At 46.0% G+C, this 15307-nt stretch carries 13 protein-coding genes; all 13 read right to left on the bottom strand.

The window, feature by feature from the left end:
• Window positions 1-117: 117 nt before the first annotated feature.
• Entirely contained in the window at window positions 118-1824 is a 1707-nt protein-coding gene (gene recJ, locus ACFQ2O_RS04150; RefSeq protein WP_377523166.1) for a single-stranded-DNA-specific exonuclease RecJ, read from the bottom strand.
• A 387-nt stretch (window positions 1825-2211) separates the two neighbouring features.
• Complete coding sequence (locus ACFQ2O_RS04145; RefSeq protein ID WP_377523147.1) at window positions 2212-4029, bottom strand: tetratricopeptide repeat protein; 1818 nt, start codon at window positions 4027-4029, stop codon at window positions 2212-2214.
• A 292-nt stretch (window positions 4030-4321) separates the two neighbouring features.
• A complete protein-coding gene (locus ACFQ2O_RS04140; protein WP_377523146.1) occupies window positions 4322-6427 on the bottom strand; it encodes a peptidylprolyl isomerase in 2106 nt (701 codons plus the stop codon).
• Between the two features lie 75 nt (window positions 6428-6502).
• Entirely contained in the window at window positions 6503-7804 is a 1302-nt protein-coding gene (locus ACFQ2O_RS04135) for a hemolysin family protein (protein WP_377523145.1), read from the bottom strand.
• 13 nt (window positions 7805-7817) lie between these two features.
• Window positions 7818-7991, bottom strand: coding sequence for a hypothetical protein (locus ACFQ2O_RS04130; RefSeq protein ID WP_377523144.1), 174 nt, complete (start codon window positions 7989-7991; stop codon window positions 7818-7820).
• Window positions 7988-8575 carry an LPS export ABC transporter periplasmic protein LptC gene (gene lptC, locus ACFQ2O_RS04125; RefSeq protein WP_377523143.1) on the bottom strand — a complete coding sequence of 196 codons (588 nt, stop codon included), beginning with the start codon at window positions 8573-8575 and terminating at the stop codon, window positions 7988-7990. Before lptC ends, ACFQ2O_RS04130 begins: the two co-directional genes overlap by 4 nt.
• Before the next feature lie 83 nt (window positions 8576-8658).
• Window positions 8659-9954 (bottom strand): OmpP1/FadL family transporter, encoded by a 1296-nt coding sequence (locus ACFQ2O_RS04120; RefSeq protein WP_377523142.1) that lies wholly within the window; start codon window positions 9952-9954, stop codon window positions 8659-8661.
• The gene (locus ACFQ2O_RS04115; protein WP_377523141.1) at window positions 9947-10666 is read right to left on the bottom strand and encodes a type III pantothenate kinase; all 720 of its coding nucleotides are present in this window, start codon (window positions 10664-10666) and stop codon (window positions 9947-9949) included. Before ACFQ2O_RS04115 ends, ACFQ2O_RS04120 begins: the two co-directional genes overlap by 8 nt.
• A gap of 3 nt (window positions 10667-10669) precedes the next feature.
• Window positions 10670-12451 (bottom strand): pseudouridine synthase, encoded by a 1782-nt coding sequence (locus ACFQ2O_RS04110; protein ID WP_377523140.1) that lies wholly within the window; start codon window positions 12449-12451, stop codon window positions 10670-10672.
• Window positions 12452-12556: 105 nt separating this feature from the next.
• Window positions 12557-13120, bottom strand: coding sequence for an SMC-Scp complex subunit ScpB (gene scpB, locus ACFQ2O_RS04105; protein ID WP_377523139.1), 564 nt, complete (start codon window positions 13118-13120; stop codon window positions 12557-12559).
• A gap of 12 nt (window positions 13121-13132) precedes the next feature.
• Complete coding sequence (locus ACFQ2O_RS04100; RefSeq protein ID WP_068837790.1) at window positions 13133-13522, bottom strand: TraR/DksA family transcriptional regulator; 390 nt, start codon at window positions 13520-13522, stop codon at window positions 13133-13135.
• 363 nt (window positions 13523-13885) lie between these two features.
• Window positions 13886-14362 carry a 6,7-dimethyl-8-ribityllumazine synthase gene (gene ribH, locus ACFQ2O_RS04095; protein WP_377523138.1) on the bottom strand — a complete coding sequence of 159 codons (477 nt, stop codon included), beginning with the start codon at window positions 14360-14362 and terminating at the stop codon, window positions 13886-13888.
• Window positions 14363-14567: 205 nt separating this feature from the next.
• Window positions 14568-15287 (bottom strand): tetratricopeptide repeat protein, encoded by a 720-nt coding sequence (locus ACFQ2O_RS04090; protein WP_377523137.1) that lies wholly within the window; start codon window positions 15285-15287, stop codon window positions 14568-14570.
• Window positions 15288-15307 lie beyond the last annotated feature (20 nt).

Below are 15307 nucleotides of genomic sequence, written 5' to 3'. Positions count from 1 at the left end.
TGCTAACAATCTGCTTGCACTAGTATACTGCTAGCTTCCAAGTCGAAAATAAAGAAGTAGTCATGAAGCTCTTCTTTCTCTTAAATAGCAAAAGGCTCCTTTAGCAGGAGCCTTTTGCTATTTAAGTCGAATATCTTTAATCCGCAGCTGTAGCGTAATTACTCCTCTGTATATATTTTCCTCAATAGTATAGCATACATCAAACGGAACTCCATCCTTGATATCATGATAGTATTCGCCGAGGCCAAAGCCAATAGCGTCTATTGTGTGATAATTATCTTGTGTCAGGCGCAGCTTTAAGTGCGTATCACCCACTATACGCATGCTGCCCGTGTCATACACTCCCTCCGACATAAACACCGGCCGCATGTTGCCCGGCCCAAATGGTTCCATCTGGCGGATAATGTTATAGAAGTTACGTGTGATCTGTTTTAGCTGAATTGGCGCGTCAATCTCTATCTGAGGGATTTTTTGCTCTGCAGTAATGGTATTGGCGACTACTTTCTCAAAGCGCTCTCTAAACGCCTGTACGTTCTCTACAGGCAAGGTTAAGCCTGCCGCATACATATGGCCTCCAAACTGCTCTAACAGGTCTGAGCAGCTCTCTATCGCGCTATGCACGTTAAACCCGTGCACTGATCTGGCTGAGCCCGAAGCCTTGCCGTTAGAGTGGGTAAGTATGATGGTAGGCCGATAATAATGCTCAATGCAGCGCGATGCCACGATACCGATCACACCTTTATGCCAGTTCTCGTTATACAGCACTGTAGAGTTGGAGGTCTTCAGGAAATCATCTTCCTGAATCATTTGTAAGGCTTCTTTGGTGATGCTGGTATCCTGGCTGCGGCGCTCTTTATTTGATTCGTTTATGATACCAGCCATCTTGTGCGCCTCCTCTTTTGTCTGGGCCAGCAGCATCCGCACCGAATTCTTGGCATCGCCCATACGGCCAGCGGCATTTATGCGTGGCGCAAAACCAAACACGATGCTGGTAATATCCATCTCGCCTTTTAAATCAGCCAGATCCTTTAAGGCATCCAATCCCGGGCGCATTTGTTGCGGGCCATTCAGGTGCTCTAAGCCAAAATAGGCCATAATCCGGTTTTCACCGGTTATAGGCACAATATCGGCTGCTATACTTACTACCAGCAGGTCCAGCAGCTTGTATACTTCTGCCTGGTCAATATCATTCTGAAAACAAAAGGCCTGCAGCAATTTAAAGCCCACTCCACAACCTGATAACTCTTTGTATGGGTAAGGGCAATCCACTCTCTTAGGATCCAGCACGGCTACAGCCTGCGGTACATCATCGTCTGGCAAATGGTGATCGCAGATGACGAAGTCTATGCCAAGGCTGGAAGCAAGGGCTACCTTATCAGCTGATTTAATGCCGCAGTCCAGGCTAATAATGAGCGTGAAGTTATTCTCAGCCGCCCATTCAATGCCCTGGCTTGATACGCCATAGCCTTCTTTATACCTGTCCGGGATGTAAAAATCAATGTTAGAAGTATAGTTGCGCAGAAAGCCATACATAAGCGCCACAGAGGTAGTACCGTCTACATCATAATCGCCATAAACCAGGATCTTCTCATTGCGGTGCAGGGCTTCGTTCAGGCGGTTCACGGCACGGTCCATGTCCTTCATCAGAAAGGGATCGTGCAGGTCTTGCAGTGAGGGCCGAAAAAAGTGTTTGGCTTCTTCGTAGGTACAGATACCGCGTTGGCAAAGTATGCTGGTAAGGGTTGTACTAACTTTTAGCTGTTCTGCCAACTGTTCTACAACCTTTGCTGGCGCCTCTTGGCTTATAACCCACCTTTTCTCCATATACTTCTGATAAGCTGCTGATTTGATCTGCAAAGGTAGCTATTTTGGCAGGATTTTGAGTCGCTGGGTTTAGATGCCTTTACACCTTCGCAGTTAATTTCGTACTTTTGTCGTGTACAACAGGATTAACAATGAAACGATTCAGAAGGCTTTTTGAAAAGTATAAAAATTATTCCCTGGACCTGATCATGTATGGGTTCTTTATACTTTTTATTCTTATTCTGATTGTGTTTTTTGGCTAAGTATAAATTAAGACACAGGACTTTTCTGCACGGCACGCTATTAACCCTGAAACCAATGCTCGATCAAATTAGCACTTGGCTTGATGGATTTACAGGAACAATGAGGAATCCTTTAGCCAATCATTTCTAATCCTGCGAAGCGCTCTTAGTTCAGCTTGTCTCCGCGCAACTTGCGAAACCGTTTTCGGGCGTCAGCCGCATAAATACTGCCTTGGTGCTTTACCAGAAGCTCGTTGTACAACTGCTGCGCCTTGTCCTTTTCCCCCAGATTCTCTTCCAGTATATAAGCCATCCTATAAAGAGCATCATCGCTCAAGATATCGTATTGTGGGTTGGCTGTTATCTTTTGCAGGCTCTCTACTGCATTTGTAAAATCTCCGATGCGTTCATAGATCTTTGCCTTCTGAAAGTATATCTCGTCTGTAAGGCTATGCCCAGGATACTCCTGCAACATATTATCCAGCGATGCTAGCGCCTCCTGCTGCTTGTTCTGGAAAATGAGCAGGTCAATAGCAGCATATTCTTCCATAGCCACCGTGGATGTATCTAAACCGGTATTGTCTGTTATCAACAGGCTTAGCTCCATAGCATCATTGGCTATTTCGCGGCTTGTTGCCAGTTTCAAAATATCCAAGTGTGCTTGCGCCAGTTCGAAGTCTCCTTTATAGTAATTTAACCGAGCATTACGCAGCTTGGCCTCATGCCCTAAAGTAGTTTCTTTATGTGATTTCTCAACCTGCGAGTATAACAGCGTACTCTCCCACGGCTCTCCCTTCAGCAGGTAAATATCCCCCAAAGTGAGTTTGCTTTCTGCTACCATGCCTGGATCAGCACGTGGCATGGCAATAGACTCCTGTAGCAGCGTAATGGCTTTACTTTTATCATCCAGGTAAAAAGCGTATAAGCCTGCCATGTGCTGCAGTACTTCCACCGTCTCGGGGCGACGGCCTACCTCGTTTAGCAGCGCATTGTAATCAGCAATAAGCGCCTGTATCTTCTCCTGGTTTATCGGGAAAGTATTCTGCACCTGCAGCTCACGTGCATTGATCAGCCGCTGCCTTGCTATCATGGCATAGGGCCCGTCCGGATACTCCTTCACCATATACTCATAGGCTTCTATAGCCCCCTGATAGTCTTTATTTTTCAAGCTGATACCTCCTAAATCCATCACACGTGTACCTCCACTGCGTGTGCGCTTGTCTACTGCGCGGGCCTGCATCAAAGCACTGTAAAAGTCTTTGCGTTGTATATACAGCCAGATAAGCATTTCGCTGTATGCCACCTTATCCGGTTGCTGCTGCACCCGCACAATCAGTTCATTCTCCAGTTGGTTGGAGTTTTTTTCTTCTTGTAGGGAGTTCTGCAAGCGGCTCTGCACATAGCCTAACTCGCTTTCATTTGTCTGTAGTAAGTTTAATACTTCAGGTATAAGCTTTTCGATTTTCTGGCGGTATGAGTAGAGCGCAATAAGTGGCTGGCTGTAAGACGAAGGATCGCCACTGAGCTGCCGTCCCCGCAGGTATGCCCGTTCAGCAAGGTCGAAAAGATCATTTTGCATAAACACGCTGGCCAGCACAATTACCTCCTCTGGCTTTACGCCTTCCAATAGTTTGCTGAACTGCTTTTCGGCAGCAGCTTTATCACCGGAAGCCTGATATACCAGCCCCATGTCTACCTCAAAATTCAGATTTCCGGGATAGCGTTTCATCGTTTTCTTTACTAGCTTCTCCGCTTCTTTGTAGTTGCGCTGGGCTAAAAGCGTTTTCAGGTAATCAGGGTACACCGCATGAAAAAGCCTATCGTTGTTTATCAGCTTGCTATACAACTCTGTTGCTTTTTCATAATCTCCCTGGCTGTAATACTCCCGTGCCAGCTGCAAATCCTGCTGCTGTGCTGTGGCCGCAGGAGCTACTAAAAGCACCATCAATGATAGCAGCAAGGTGTAAAATATCTTTTTCCGCATAGCTTATGTAAAACGAGAGGCACGCAATTTATTATATGCTTCTTCCTTAACTATTAATATACTAAATCAGTTTGATTTTGTGATTGGGGTTTTGATATATGCCGCCACGGATGCTTGCCTCACACGCCCCTGACGTATATAGATAAGTACAAATCTACCTATGCCTGCTGCTCATCATGAAGGTTTGCTTTAGGAAATTACTCTAGATATGAACCAAGGCCGGTTTAATAAAAAAGAGCCACTCCTTTGGGGAGTGGCTCTTTTTTATTAAAGTATAGATAAACCGACTGGCTTAGAAGAAGCGTACGCGGTTATCTACGATTTCAGATTTTTCTTTGATTGCTTCGAAGGCGTTGCTTTCGGCACGGCCACTAAGCGTTGAGCGCATTTGCTCTTTAACGTTAGCGAAGTCGTTGATTTCCGGAGCTGCATTCATACTTGTTAACTCTACCACCAGTACTCCGCCCTGTCCTTCGAAAGGAGCTGTACGAGCACCAGGCTTCAGGCCAAAAGCTTTACCAACTGCCACTGGCTCTACTCCCAAACCTGGTATAGCGGCAGAAGCGAATGTTACATTATCAGCTGATTTTACCATGGCATCCGGACCATAAGCAGCGGCAATCTGCTCTAGGGTGCCTTTCTTACCATTCAGTTTTTCGATGATCTGCTTTGCCTTCACCTCGCTACGCACAGCGGCTGTTAGCTCATCACGCACATTTTCTACGGAAGCATAGCCTTTCTCACGCTTTCCAGTTAAGGTTGCTACAACAAACTGATCGTTGATTTCAAACACCGGAGAGACATCATTCACATCTGTATCCTTGGCATACATCCAGCGTACCAGTTCGCGGGCATTAGAAAGGTTGTTTACCAACACCTGGTTTTTACCAATGTTAGCCGCCTCTTCTTTAACCAGTTGCTTGTTTTGAGCTACCGTTGCACGGAATTCATCTGCATTACCGCTTGTGCCTGCCAGCTCATCAGCTACCGCATAAGCTGCATCACGCGTAGTCTCGCTTGGCTCAACAGCACGCTGTACAGCTGCAATTTTATAGCTAATGTTTGTTTTAGGCTCTGTTACCTTCACTATATGGAAACCGTACTCTGTCTCTACCAGGTTTGGCAGCAAGCCAGCACCTTCAAAACCAAAGATTGCTTTCTCGAAAGCAGGCACCATTTGGCCTTCCGGGAACCAGCCCAGGTCACCACCATTAGAAGCAGTTCCATCAGAACCATGTTGCGCAGCTAACTGAGCAAAGTTTGCACCGCCTTTGATTTGGTTTAACACACCCTGTGCTTTCTCTTTAGCAGCAGCTTTTGCCTCTGGTGTATCATTTTCTGGTCTGATCAGGATATGGCTTGCTCTTGCAGCGCTTTTGTCTGAGTTTTTAGCATCCACTACCTTAAACAAGGCTACTGTGCCGTTGCTAGAGAAAGGCCCGTAAACTTTACCTTCCTGCAACGGTAGTTGCTTGCGCAGTTGCTCAGGCAACTCGCCCGGCGTGCGGTATGTGCCATTGTAAGGCACATCAGAGTTAGCATTCACAAATGCCGAATCGTTTGTAGCGCTTGCAAATTGCTGTGTAATGGTCGTGATTTCTTCCTGATAGTAGGTGCTATCTTCTTTAGACGCTGCTACTGGAATCGTCACGAATTCTATTGTACGGCCAGCTTCAACTTTGTAAAGCTCCTTGTTCCGGTTGTAATAGTCGTTTAATTGTGCATCTGTTACAGTTACGGCAGAATCTGCCAGTGTAAAGTAAGGCACGAACAGCACTTTCATGCTAGCTGCTGCGTTTTGCGCTTTGTAATAATTTTTAGCTTCAGCGTCTGTAACATAAACAGTTTTGCTCAACAAGTTAGCATACTTGCTTTGCAGACGGTCTGATGCGATGCTCTGCTCAAAGTTAACCCACATTGGCCGTGTTCCTGTTTGATCCAGGTTCTGCAGGTACTGCACCACCTGGTTGCGGTCAAACTCGCCCGTCTGAGGATTGGTGAACGCCTGAAGAACAGCAGGGTGAATGTTGTTTCCCTGTACCATGTCTGCAAGCTCTTCCTCTGTTACAGTTAGCCCCAGACGATCATATTCTTTCTGAAGGGCAATCTTAAAGATTAGCTGGTTCCATGCCTGCTCTCGCAGCATCACCAGTTCGCCTTCGTTTGCTGCACGGCCCACACGACCTTCGTAGTCTGCTTTTACCTGCTGCAAAACAGCATCGAACTCCTGGTAATCGATTTCTTCACCGGCTATTTCGCCTACAGTATTTGCATCGTTCCCCAGCAGCCTTGAGTTTGGCCCAAGCAGGTCACCACCTACTATGAAGACACCAAGACCTATGGCAATGACGCCTACAGCCCAACCAGACTTCTCTCTAATCTTGTTAATTAATGCCATTCTTTATTTAACTTATAAAAGGATTGTGCAAAATAAGGTTAATCGCGCTAAAATTCAAAATTTTTGTACTATAGTTTAGCCTTTAGCATCTACCTGAAAGTCTGTAGTTTTCGTTAGCTTCACGGCATCTATGCGGTTCTCATCCATGGTAAGTACCGTAATCTCGAAAGGGGAAACCCGTACCTTGTCTCCTGGTTGCGGTATCTCTCCGAACGCCGAAAAGAAAAGGCCTCCCAGCGTTTCATAGTCTCCCTCCGGCAATTCCAGGTCGTATTTTTCTTTCAGGTAGTCTATTTCGTGGCGGGCACTTAATATATAGATGCCTTTATCAGGCACTACCTGCTCCAAAAGCCCTTTGTTTATATCGTACTCATCCTGTATCTCACCAAAAATCTCCTCTATCACATCCTCTACAGTAACAATGCCAGAAGTACCTCCAAATTCGTCGACTACTACTGCCACACTCCGATGCTCTGCTACAAACTTCACAAACAGCTCACTCGCCAGCATACTCTCAGGCACCATGCTCACAGGCGACAAAATTTCACCTATACTTTTAGGCTGCCTGAACATAGCCAGCTGGTGGCAATACCCTACAATGTTGTCAATACTGGCTTCGTATACTAATATTTTAGAATGCCCGGTACTCGTAAAAGCCTCCCGTAGCTCCTCAACAGAGGCTTCTACATCTACAGCTTCTATTTCTGTCCGGGGCACCATGCACTCCCGCACCTTAGTTGTTTTAAACTCCAGCACGTTATGAAATATTTCCGGATCTACTTCCGGAGCAAATTGCTGCTCAGGGTGGTACAGCCTGTTTTTGATAAAGGCGTTAAGGTCTGTGAACCCAAATACTGGTTTGTCTTCAGAAAACTCAATCTTAAACACCTTCTCGGCCACGCTTTTACTTAAGAAAACAATCAGGTACACTACCGGCCAAAGCAGAAAGTAAAGCAGCAAAATCGGCACCGCCAGCACCTGCAGCATCTTGTTTGGGTTGATGGCAAATAAGCTGCGTGGCAGAAACTCTGCTGTTAGCAACACTATCACAGATGCGATAAATACCTGTAGTACCAGTATAAGGAAAGTGATCTGTAGTGTCTCAGGCAGGAAGTGCGTAAGTAGCTGGTTTAGTATGGCTGCAATGGTAAAGCCATATAATACCAGCGCCAGCGTATTGCCAATAAGAACGGTTCCAAGCAACCTGGCAGGCCGCTTAAGCAGAAAACCTAAAATGCGCCCCGAAAGCACACCGTTTTTTTCGCTAAGCTCAATCTGAATTTTATTTGCGGCCATAAATGCCATTTCTATACCCGAGAAAAAGGCAGAGAAAAGCAAGGCTGCTAAAAGCACTATGATCTGACTGGGGTCAATCATGGGATTTAATATGTTAGACGCTATCCTTCTTTTTGCGGTAGCGATAGAGCATGTATAAGATAAAACCAACCATAAACAGCCAGTAATTTCCTATCACATCCTCTTCTACAATACTACGGTGTACACCTACTACCATCGCTACAAAAGACAGCGATAGCAGAATTATATATGTGAGCCGTTGGTTCATTCTTCCTCAAAATTAAAAACTCCGGTTACTTTCGTGATAGAGTAGCGTGACAAATCCTGGTTGGCTGTAAAGCCAGTACCTGTAAGCCTTTGCTCTGCTGTGGTAAAAATCACAAACTTGTCTGTGTATACCTTTGCTTTGTTCCTATTCCAGTATAATTCTTCTGTCTCCAGCTTTTCCTGCTTTTTCAGGTTGTTTACCACCACATTACCCCTGGCAATGTATAGGTTGCTCCCGGGCTCCTGCTTTCCGTAGTTACCACGCAAGGTAGACTCCAACTCCCCCTGCGCATTAAAAAACTCTACATAAAAACCTTTTGGAAAAACCCTGTCACCTGTTTCAAACTCCTGCTGAACGGGTGCCTGTATTTTTGTAACCAGTTTAGCTGAGTCGCTGTAAAGGGTTGTCACATCATGGTTCTCCATCGTAGGGCCATCATACTTCACCTCCTTATCAGGGTCTTTCAACTCTCTTTCGCAGCCAGAACCAATGATGAGGAATACAAGCATCAGTGCGGCTAACCATCCGTTTCGCATCTTTATCAATAAACCGTTTACTGTGAAGGTAGCAAATTTTGTGCTCATTGCGGCACACCTGTAATACTGGCAGTAGCTATCATAAAAAAGGCCGCTCTAAGAACGGCCTTTATACTTTGTTCAGCTGTCTGCTACTCCATACGGCGCTTCAGGAACCAACGGCTGTTCACCGTAAAGCCCAGCCCAAACTGAAAGTAGTCTTCTTTAATTAGCCCTGCATCAGTTGTGCCACGCTGGCCATAACCGAGAGATATGTTCATCAGGTACAGGTCGTAAATTGTACCGCGGCCAACAGGCAGGGTAAAGCCTGCTGTCACGCCTTTATCTTTTATATCCTGCCCATTAAGCTGAAACTGTGTATCGTTGTAATACACGCCGCCACGATAGGTTACACGCTTAAAGTAGCTGTCAATAGCGTTAGCATTTGGAGTATATTCTGCACCCAGAGCTGCTCTATAACTATCTTTCAGGTTATCATTGCGGCCATCAAAACTCTTGAATTTAGACCACTCGTAGGTAGAAAATTCAGCTGATACAGTGAAATTAGATCCATTATCTAAACTGATACCGGCACGCCAGTTAGCTGGCAAAGAAATAGTGCCGCTTAGGGTATCTTCGTCTGCTACCGGGCTTGCTAATAAGTTATCATCCTGAGAACGGCGCTCATAGGTTATATCCCGTTCGGCATCCAGTTTCGCAGCAAAGCTATAAGTACCACCGGCACTTAAAAACAACTTATCCTTTAGCTTCTGCCTGTAATTAACACCTGCACGGAACAGGAAGTCGCGGTATGTGGTGCGGTCGATCTGAACAATGCGGGTACGGTCAGTTAGCTGCTCTGAATCTACTACAGTACTTGAGGTTTCGGAAATCGTGTTTCCGAAAATATAAGATGCGCTACCTCCTACTGTAAGGCCGCCAAATAACCTGACCCCATGTGCAAAATATGCTTCAGACAAGCCACCTTCACCAGTGTACTGCCGCTCGATGGTAGCCAAAGGATTTCCTTCTACCGCAGAAGATGCATTTATCTCATAATTGATTGTTGACAAAGGACGAACACCTACAGCTGAGCTCCATCTTTTAGAGATCGGAACTACCAAAGACAGGTTATAGAGGTTACCATTGCCATCGCGCTGAGAAGCTGTTGAACTCTTCAGGGTTTTCAACTGGCCTGCACCGCTTATATCGAAGTTGGTGATGCTGTTATAGTATAGCAAGGCAGGGTTAGTAATATTCGCCTGATAGCTGTTGCCCGCACTAATGCCGGTACCAGCCATGCCTGCGCTACGTATACTACCCAGATAATCGTTCATTTCGCCTATACCGTAGCGGGAGTAGGGTGTATTGCTGATAAGCTGCGCCTGCGTGGCATGCGTTATACAAAGCGCGGCGAAGCCTAGCAGTATTCGGAATGTCTTATACATTATGTGTCAATATTCTGTGAAGCCCGATCAAGACCAATTCAGGAATTACAAAGATGCGTCCTTTTAAGTTACTTTCAAAAAATCCTGCATCACCCCCGCAAAGTATAACCACCAAATCAGTTGCTTTTTCGCTGTATAATTGAATCAGACCGTTGAGTTCGGCCACGCTTCCAGCTAACACACCACTTAAAATAGACTCTTGGGTGCTTTGACCGGTAAGCGGAAAACTTTTTTCATTTTGCTGTACTAACGGCAGCCTTTCTGTAAAAGTATGCAGCGCTTTGAATTTCATGTTCAGGCCTGGCGCAATACCGCCACCATGGTATTGTGCCGCCGCATCTACAAAATCATGCGTGATACAGGTACCGGCATCAAACACTAAGCAGTTACGGTTCGGGAACAGGTAGTTAGCTCCCACGGCAGCTGCTATTCTATCGGCTCCAAGGGTTTGCGGCGTCTTGTACAGGTTGTAAACAGGCAAGGCTGCCTGTGGTGTAAGCTCTAACAGCTTACCGCTCACAAGCAGCCTCTCCTTTATACTTTGTGCACTCGTAGCCACCGAGGCAACTATGGCATTTGCAAAGGTTTGGTTTAGCAGTACCTGAGGCAGCTGTTGCTGCCCTTCAAAGTACCCCTGTTCTACCAAAGCACCTTCTTCGAAGATGCCATACTTTGTGCCGGTATTACCAATATCAATGGCCAGGTTGCGCATATACTACATAAAGTACTTCAGCTGGATTACCTCTTTTTCTGTCAGGTAACGCCAGTCGCCTCTTGATACGTCTTTTTTAGTAAGACCTGCATACTGTACGCGATCCAACGTTACTACATCATAGCCCAGGTGCTCAAAAATACGACGCACAATCCGGTTACGTCCGATATGTATTTCCATACCTACAAACTTGTTAGACTCACCCAAAATAGCCACGTCATCTACCTCAGCTTTTCCATCCTCCAGCTCTATACCTTCGGTAATTTTCTGAAAATCAGCTTTGGTAAGCGGCTTATCTAACTCTACCTGGTAAATCTTTTTGATCTCGTTTGATGGATGCGTTAGCTTTTGCGCCAGTTCGCCATCGTTCGTGAAAAGCAACAGGCCTGTTGTATTCCTATCAAGGCGGCCAACCGGGAAGATCCGTTCTTTAGAGGCGTTGGCCACTAAGCTCATTACTGTTTTACGCCCTTCCGGGTCATCCGTGGTTGTCAGGAAGTCTTTCGGCTTGTTCAGCAAGACATATACTAACTTCTCACGGCTCAGGAGCTTTTTGCCATAGTGAACATTATCGGTAGGCTGTACTTTGTAGCCCATCTCTGTCACTACTTCGCCGTTTACCTTAATCTCACCAGACTCAATCAATACATCTGCTTCACGGCGAGAACAAACGCCTGCATTAGCGATATAACGGTTCAAGCGGATAGTTCCATCCTCCTCCTCGCCAGTACGGCTTGTTTTCTTTACGCGCGGGTTATTTTTATAGCGGTTCAGGTTGTAATCCGGAGTTTTAGGCTCTTCACCTTTGTTGAAGCGATCATCAGAACGTCCAAAGCTTTTCGCTCTGTCATCACCTCTGTGCTCTCTGGAGTTAGCGCGTTTGTCGCCAAAGCCTGGCTTGCCTTCACGGCTGAAGCGACGGTCATTATCCCTGCCTTCCCCGCCTCTGCGGCTGTCAGGTCTATCGTTTCCGTAGCTGCGGCGCTCTCCATCTTCCCGGCGTGGGCGGTCGCTGTTAAATGTGCGGCGTTCTCCTCCTTCTCTTCTTTCTCCGCCACCAAATGAGCGTCTCTCTCCTCCTTCAGCTCTGTCACCACCATAAGAGCGGCGCTCACTTTCTTGTGCTCTATCGCCACTAAATGAACGCCTTTCGCCTCCTTCACGACGATCGCCTCCGCGGCTGTCATCTCTTCTGTCAGCGTTAAAACCTCTTTTATCAGCATCTCTTCTATCCGGTCTTTCTGTGTTGAAAGAACGACGCTCGCCACCTTCTCTTCTGTCGCCACTGTAAGGGCGCTTTTCGCCTCCCTCACGTCTGTCGCCGCCAAACGAGCGTCTTTCACCAGCGTCTTGCTGTCTGCCAGGGCTATACGAACGGCGCTCACCGCCTTCTCTTCTATCGTTACCTTCTCTTCTGTCGCCATAAGAGCGTCTTTCGCCACCCTCACTTCTGTCAGCGTTAAACGAGCGACGTTCTCCTCCTTCACGTCTATCTCCTGCAGGACGGCGTTCTCCACCCTCGCGTCTGTCTGAATTAAACGGGCGACGCTCGCCTCCTTCACGCTTGTCGGCGTTGAAAGGTTTACGGTCATCTCTTCTGTTATTGTCTCTGTCACCAAAAGAGCGGCGCTCACGGCCCTCTTCAGGTTTTTCGTATTTATCTCTTCTGTTAAAGATTTTCTTTTCTCCGCGATCGTTGTTCGGCCTGTCAGAGCGGTCTCTATCAGCGCCTCTTCTGCCTGCGCCCGCATTGTCGCGGTCAGGTCTTTCGTTAAATTTTGCCATTGCTATTTAGTTATCGATGCAGTATCGCTACTGTACCTTGGTTGTGCAGTAATAATGGATAATGTAAGACTATAGTTCACTTATACTTGTACGGGCGTACCAAGCTCAATCGGCAGATTCGCCAATGGTGTTTTCCTCTGTGGCGAAATCTTTTAGTTGCGGAAGATCTTTGATGTGGTTGATGCCGAAGTAATCCATAAACTTTTGGGACGTACCATAAAGCACTGGCCTCCCAATAGTCTCGGCCTTGCCTTTAATTTCAATCAGCTCTTTTTCCAGCAGCTTATGAATGGCATAATCGCAGCCTACGCCACGGATCTGCTCTACCTGGCTTCTGGTTACAGGCTGCTTATAGGCAATAATTGCCAGCGTCTCCAGAGAAGACGCTGACAGCTTTTTCTTTGACTTATGTTTTAAGTAGGTGCTTACCGTCTCCTGGTAAACCGGCTTGGTCAGGAACTGGTAACCTCCACCAATAGCGTATATCTGGAAAGCGAAGTTCTGCTCAGCCAGCAACTCGTTTATTGCCTCCACGGCCTCCAGCACATCACTCACTAAAATCTCCTCCATTCCAAGCGATTCCTGTAGGCAACGCTGGATTTCCTCAATGCTTATGGGCGACTGGGCACAGAAAACAAGTGCCTGAATGTGGTTTTGCAGTATATCCAAGGGGTAATAGTACTAATCGTTACGCTGAAGTTTTGCTTCAATAGAGTGTTGTGTGTGCGGCACTGCACGCAGTCTTTCTTTTGGGATAAGCTTGCCTGTTACAATGCAAACACCATACGTGCCATTCTTGATACGAATCAGGGCATTCTCCAACTGTTGGATAAACTTCATCTGGCGTGAAGCTAATTGGTTCATGCTTTCCTTTTCGGCAGTATCGGCACCGTCTTCTAACACTTTTGACGATGATGCTGTGTTATCAGTACCAGAATCATTACGGCGGCTAAGGGTTTCTTTGATAAAAGTCACTTCTTTGCGCGCATTCGTCAACTTCTCCTGGATAATCTCTTCGAACTCAGCAAGGTCTTCTTTGGAATATCGCTGTCTCTCTTCGTTTGTATTCATGGTGCTCTTTTAGAACTGTAATATAGTTTAAGCCTTAGGTTATGTTGAACCAAAAGTTTGACCCTTAGCGGCATAACACCAGCTAAACAGCTAAAGTTTAGTTCATATTAGTACTGTCAAAATCTTAGCCACAAACCATGCTATACTAACAAGGGTGCTAAAATTGCTGCAAAAATAAGAGTATTCTTAATACTTTACTATCTATGTGCATTATTTAACAATTTTTTCTCTCTGATAAGCGCCTCATAGTCTGTAGCTAATGTTTAGCAGGAGAAACAACAGAATACCAATTAAGTATAGTTTATGACTTACCTGCACAGCAGCGGCAAGTTTATGCTGAAAGGCTGACGATGCTTTTATACTTTAGAAGCTCAGCATACCTATAACGGCAGCAGCAGCCTCAACACCTTTATTGCCATGCTTACCGCCTGCCCTATCCAGCGCCTGCTCCAGGTTATTGGTTGTAACCAAACCAAAGGCTACTGGCTTGTTAAACTTAAGCGATACATTGGTAAGGCCATTTGCAACAGCGTGGTTGATATAATCATCATGTTTGGTATCTCCCTTGATTACCACCCCAATACAAATCACAGCATCTATCTCCTCCTGCAGTGCCAGAAACTGTGCTCCTAGTGTAAGCTCAAAGCTGCCTGGCACCGTGTTGATAAATATGTTCTCTTTCTTGGCTCCATGCTTTAGCAGCGTATCCACGGCTCCCTCACAAAGCACACTTGTAATATCATCATGCCACTCAGCTACCACTATACCAATGGTTTTTCCTGAGATATCTTTAAAGTTATCTTTCTTGTAGTCGTTCAGGTTCTTTAATGATGTAGCCATTGCTAATTGTCTTTTGTTGATCTTGATTTATTTTGTGCAAACATATAACAGCTGCACTATTGCTATGCCTGGCATACCTTAGAGCATGTTTACATTCAGCTTGCAGCGCAAAGGATGAATTTTAAACATGCTCTTAAATACATACCAATAAAAAAGCGCTTCTGCCACAATAGCAAAAGCGCTTTTCATTCAGGCTTAGGCCTTTTTATTCTGCTTTAGCACCACCTACCAATGTCTCGGCACGGGCTTTATATTTTCTGGCATCAGAAACTTCTGCAGAAGCAACATAATCCGTTATGATCTTATTGTAAACTTCAGCAGCAGCTGCAAAATCGTTACCAGCTTCGTGCGCTATACCAGCCTTCATTAAGTACTGCGGTGAGAAAAACGGGTTAGCGTTATGGTTCGCAGCTTTTACATAAGCATCAGCAGCTTCTTTGTGTTTACCCTGCTCTAGCAGTGCATCGCCGGTAAGGCTGTAAGCACGCGCCTGCAGCAGGTAATCGTCAGAGTCAAAGTTCTGCAAGTGCTCTACAGCTTCTGCATACTTGCCGCTTTTCAGCAAGGCAGCACCTGCGTAGAAGTTTGCCAGATTTCCGGCATCTGTACCGCTATACTCATTGGCAATAGCTAACAAACCAGCGTTTTGGCCATCACCATTCAAAGCCTTGCTCAGAGAGTCAGCCTCGAAATAGTAAACCGCCTGAAACATAGCGCTCTGCGCCTCCTGGCTCTGTGTGCTACGATAGTTGTAATACAGAAAACCACCTACAATAATAGCAGCGATGGCCACAAACACACCGAGTAGTTTTGACTTGTTTTTCTTTACAAAGTCTTCTGAACCTGCCAGACGATCCGCCAGTGCATCAGGGTTTTCAACCAGCTCCTCAAACTCGTTGTGCTTCTTAACTGTTTCTTTTGCCATCAGTATTAAAATGAATTATA

The organism is Pontibacter rugosus, assembly GCF_042678745.1.
GTDB lineage: Bacteria > Bacteroidota > Bacteroidia > Cytophagales > Hymenobacteraceae > Pontibacter > Pontibacter rugosus.
The sequence above is the reverse complement of the archived record's forward strand: the minus strand, read 5'-3'. Positions and strand labels throughout refer to the sequence as shown.